The sequence below is a fragment of the Coprococcus intestinihominis genome, from assembly GCF_040096555.1.
GTDB classification, from domain to species: domain Bacteria; phylum Bacillota; class Clostridia; order Lachnospirales; family Lachnospiraceae; genus Coprococcus_A; species Coprococcus_A intestinihominis.
This window is the reverse complement of sequence record NZ_JBBMEK010000257.1, coordinates 1-4,828: the sequence shown is the minus strand read 5'-3', so window position 1 is coordinate 4,828 and position 4,828 is coordinate 1. Positions and strand designations below refer to the sequence as shown.

3 protein-coding genes are annotated in these 4,828 nt (G+C 45.6%); 2 read left to right on the top strand and 1 reads right to left on the bottom strand.

The genetic code is table 11. From position 1 onward, the window contains the following. The first annotated feature begins 173 nt into the window (after positions 1 to 173). Positions 174 to 1,994, top strand: a complete 1,821-nt coding sequence (gene glmS, locus WMO25_RS15070; protein ID WP_015513780.1) for a glutamine--fructose-6-phosphate transaminase (isomerizing) — start codon at positions 174 to 176, stop codon at positions 1,992 to 1,994. Positions 1,995 to 2,169: 175 nt separating this feature from the next. On the opposite strand, the gene aroA is transcribed toward glmS, so the two are convergent. After that, a complete protein-coding gene (gene aroA / locus WMO25_RS15065; protein ID WP_349085999.1) occupies positions 2,170 to 3,474 on the bottom strand; it encodes a 3-phosphoshikimate 1-carboxyvinyltransferase in 1,305 nt (434 codons plus the stop codon). Between the two features lie 252 nt (positions 3,475 to 3,726). Here aroA and WMO25_RS15060 point away from each other — a divergent pair, with 252 nt between their 5' ends. Next, positions 3,727 to 4,470, top strand: a complete 744-nt coding sequence (locus tag WMO25_RS15060) for an amino acid kinase family protein (RefSeq protein ID WP_015513778.1) — start codon at positions 3,727 to 3,729, stop codon at positions 4,468 to 4,470. Positions 4,471 to 4,828: the final 358 nt, after the last annotated feature.

The following is a 4,828-nucleotide window of genomic DNA, read 5'->3' as shown; positions in this document are numbered from 1 at the left end:
TTTTTGAAATTTTATTTGGCGGATACGCCACACCGACGAAATGCGTAGCATTTTGGAGGTTGGCTCTGAACAGTTACCATATTCTAAAGAATGAAATGACGAAATGATTATAAGAAGTATCGGAACTGTGCAGACAGTCCGATACGTAAAGATATAGATAGTGAGGAAAAATTATGTGTGGAATAGTAGGTTATACAGGTAAACAGAGTGTTGCAAAGCAGATTCTTGATGCATTGGAACTGCTGGAGTATCGTGGTTATGACAGTGCCGGTATGGCAATTGTTGATGAGACAAACGGCCAAGTGCAGATCCGTAAGCGTGCCGGAAGAGTAGCAGACCTTGAAAAGGTATGGAAGGCTAATCCGGTGAATGGTATTTGCGGTATTGGTCATACACGTTGGGCAACCCATGGCGGTGTCAGCGATGTGAATGCACATCCGCATCGTGCAGGACGTGTCACATTGGTTCACAATGGTATTATTGAGAATTATGAAGAGCTGAAGGATCATTTTGGCCTGGCGGATGAACTGATTTCTGATACAGACAGTGAAGTTGTTGCTGCGGTATTGAACCGTTTTTATACAGGTGATCCGCACGAAGCACTTTTCCAGACAGTGAAATGCCTGAAAGGTACTTTTGCCCTTGTGGTTATTTTTGATGATATCCCGGATGTGATTTTTGCTATCCGTAATGTCAGCCCAATCGTTGCCGCTTATCGTGAAGACGGTACCATGCTGGCATCTGATGTGGCTGCTCTTGGCGGTCAGGCAACAAGCTATATGGTAGTTCCTGAATATCACGTCGTTGAACTGCATACAGATGACATCCGTGTTTATAATATGAAGAATGAACTTTGCGAGGCAGAATTCCTGGATATTGACTGGGATACAACAAGAGCAGGCAAAGGCAACTATCCATTCTATATGGAGAAAGAAATCATGGAACAGCCGGAAGCAATCAAGGCAACACTGGCACCTAGATATGTGGATGGACGCATTTCTCTGGAAGCAGACGGTGTGCCGGATGATGTTCTGAAGAACTGTGAACGTGTCTGCGTGGTAGCATGCGGTACAGCAATGCATGCCGGTCTGGTTGCACAGTCTCTGATACGTTCAATCCTTCGTATGCATATGGATGTGGAATACGCATCTGAGTTTATGTATATGGATCCTGTCATTGATGACAAGACACTGGTTCTGGCAATTTCCCAGTCCGGTGAAACCATTGACACACTGGAAGCGCTGAAGTATGCAAGAAGCCAGGGTGCGAAGAGTATTGCAGTGATCAATGTAAAGGGGTCTTCTATCGCCCGTGAAAGTGATTATGTCATGTACACTTATGCAGGTCCTGAGATTGCTGTTGCAAGTACAAAGGCTTATACAACACAGATGGCAGCTTTATTTGCCTTAATCGGCCGTATGGCTGTTGTGCGAGGTGCATTCAATGAAGAACAGGAAAAAGCTTTTGTTGATGCATTGATGCAGGCTCCGGATGCCATTCAGCAGGTACTGGACAGAAAAGAAGAGATGCATCACATTGCCAGAGGCCTTCTGGAAGCCAAAGATGCTTTCATGTTGGGCCGTGGTCTTGATTATGCCATCCTTCTTGAAGGCGCACTGAAGCTGAAGGAAGTTTCTTATATTCATACAGAAGCTTATGCATCCGGCGAATTAAAGCATGGTACAATTGCACTGATCACAGAGAAGACACCGGTTGTTGCCCTTGTAACACAGGAACGTGTCCGCGATAAGGAGCTTTCTAACATCAGAGAGGTTCAGTCCCGCGGTGCAAGTGTTGTGGTACTGGTTAAGGACGGCATTGATCTGGCAGATGCAGATTATACACATGTGTTCACGCTTCCTGCCATGGATGATGTGGCAATGGCATTCCCTGCCTCGGCAGCATTGCAGCTGCTGGCATATTATGTATCCATGGACAGAGGTCTGGATGTTGATAAGCCAAGAAACCTGGCAAAAGTTGTTACAGTAGAATAAAGTGTTTAGAGCCCGGCATACCGGCCAATGGTTTGTCTTTCGGCTTGAAATCAATTTTGTATGGTGAATCTGTCTTATGTCGAAGTAAATATGTTAAAGGAAATAAAAGGAAGCGATCAGAATCTGCGGATTTTGGTCGTTTCCTTTTTGGTTGGATGATAAATGTGTGCAAAAATTATTTCAGATAGTTTCGACAGATCGCATCCAGTACGTCAAAATAATTTTCAAATGTTTTCCGGCAGCAAAGCGGGTTACTGATGATGATACCCGGTGTGCGAAGTCCCGTCAGTGAGAAGGCCATGGCCACACGGTGGTCGTCATAGGTTTCAATGGTGGCTGCATGCGGGGTGCCGGGTTCAATATAGATATCATTGCCTTGAATTGCTGCATGGATACCCATACGGGAAAGATTTTCCACGATCGCAGCCATGCGGTCACTTTCCTGAAGACGGATATGGCCGATGCCGCGGATAAAAGTCGGACTGTCGGCAAATGGCGCAATAGCAGCCATGGTCAAAGCCTGGTCGGAAAAGCTGCTCATATCGATATCGATGCCGTGGAGTCTGCCCTGTGCAGGACCGGTCAGACGGATACCTTCCGGTGTATCCTCAGCACTGCAGCCCATTTTCTCGAAGGTGCGAAGCAGTGCCACATCTCCCTGCAGGGAATCAAAGTGAACGTGTCGGACAAGGACATTGCCGCCGGAGAGGACAGCCATGCCGTAGAAATAGGCGGCAGCTGATACATCCGGTTCAATCTGATAATCCTGTGACTGATAAGCGGCATTTCCCGGGATTCGCCATGTCTGATCGTCAGAAACAGAAATTTCGACACCAAACTGACGCATCATGGCGGTGGTCATATGAATATAGGAAAAACCATGATTGCCGGTGATATGAATGGCAAAATCATGATTCATCATCACAGCGGCCATGAGAAGGGCACTTAAGAACTGACTGCTGTCGCCGATATCTACAGTGGCCTCTGAAGCGGTGATACCTTCTGAATAGATGGTAAAAGGAAAATAGCCTTCCTTTTCATGACAGTCAATGCGGCAGCCCAGATTTGCTAAAGTGTTTAAAAGGGCAGCCATGGGACGCTTCTTCATCTGTTCGGAAGCATCCAGATGCCAGACACCTTTGGCACAGCCCAGCATGGCTGTCAGGAAACGGGCAGCGGTTCCGGCACTTCCAACATTGATAGCGGCTGTTTCTTTCGGGATGCGGCCGCCAAGACCTGTGACGCGAACGGTATGGGCCGGTTCATCAACCACGACATCAAAACCAAGATCCTTTAAACACTGCAGGAAGTGCCTGGAATCGTCACTGAACAGGGCGCCTTTCAGCAGCGTTTCACCATTGGCAAGGGCAGCCAGCATCAGAGCGCGGTTGGTAATGCTTTTGGAACCCGGCGCATCGATGGTCAGCTTAAAAGGATGTGTCGGATGGCTAAAAATCGGTTGTACTTCATATATATTCATGGGAATCCTCCTGGATCATTTTAATAGGATAGTTCAGAACGGTGATGACCGGCGCTGAACAGTAACATTGTACCACAGAATTTTGGGAAGGGGTATGTATTTGTATTGCAATTTTATACAAAATATGGGTATAATGATAATGTATGTTCTGCGGCCGGAATGCATTGGTGGACAGGACAGGGAGAATGAGGCACAGCAGATTAATGCGAACATTCGCCCATAGAATCCGTAAGTATGAAAAGAGGATAAGAAATGGATCATAATTTATACCATGAAATAGAAGATAAGGCACAGATTCTAGTAGATTCTCTGCCATATATCAGAGATTTTAACCAGAAGATTATTATTATCAGTTTCGGATGCAGCAATATCCTGACCGATGAGGAAGAACAGGAAGTTATGCGTGACATTGCGTTGATGAAATCCATCGGTATGCGTCCGATTGTTGTTCACGATACCAAGATGGGACATGACAAATTCCGTGAGAACAAACGTATTGCCAAGATGATTGAATTCTGCGGGGTAAAGGCAGTGGGTATCTGCGGTATCGATCTGCAGACTATTCATATGACACTGGACAATGATTATATTCCGGTTATTACGCCGAATGATATTGACAATGAGGACACACCGATTCTGCCGGAAGAGGCTGCGAAGGAAATTGCCGTGTCAACCGGTGCAGAGAAGGTGCTTTTCCTGGGCAAAGAAGACGGCATCAGAGATGATGAAGGCCATATTATTTCACAGATGACCTGTGATGAGGTGGTCAAGATGTATGTAGCAGGAAAGTTTGAGGGCAGACTGCTTCAGAAAGTGACCTATGCCCTTCAGATGATTGAGCAGGGGGTGCCGAGGGTGCATATTCTGGGATCAAAGATGGCTCATGCGCTGTTGGTGGAGATTTTCAGTATTATCGGCGTGGGTACAGTGATTATGCCTGACAAAGAACATTATTATCCACATGAATTGAAGAAGAGAGCGGCCGCTGCAAAGTAATATCGGACGGACTTTGCCGGGATTATACATAGGACACAAAGCGTATTGATAAGCAATAAGAGAAGCTGATGCACAGAGAATAAGGCATCAGCTTTTCTATGCTCTGAATTTATGAAAACAGATATTTTTCAAGAAAAAATCATAAGAAAAAACAGTCGGGAAATGTCAGTAAAATGTATGCGACAAATGGTGAAAATCGTATGTTGACATTACGTTTCATTAAAATGATAATATAGTGTGCAGGAGGCGGAAAAGGCCGCTGACGCAAAGAAAAAGTGAAATGAATTTTAGATGTGCATACACAGAAAGGATATAGAGATGAAGGAAAGAAACAGTACGGCAGCCATCAGTGTGAAGG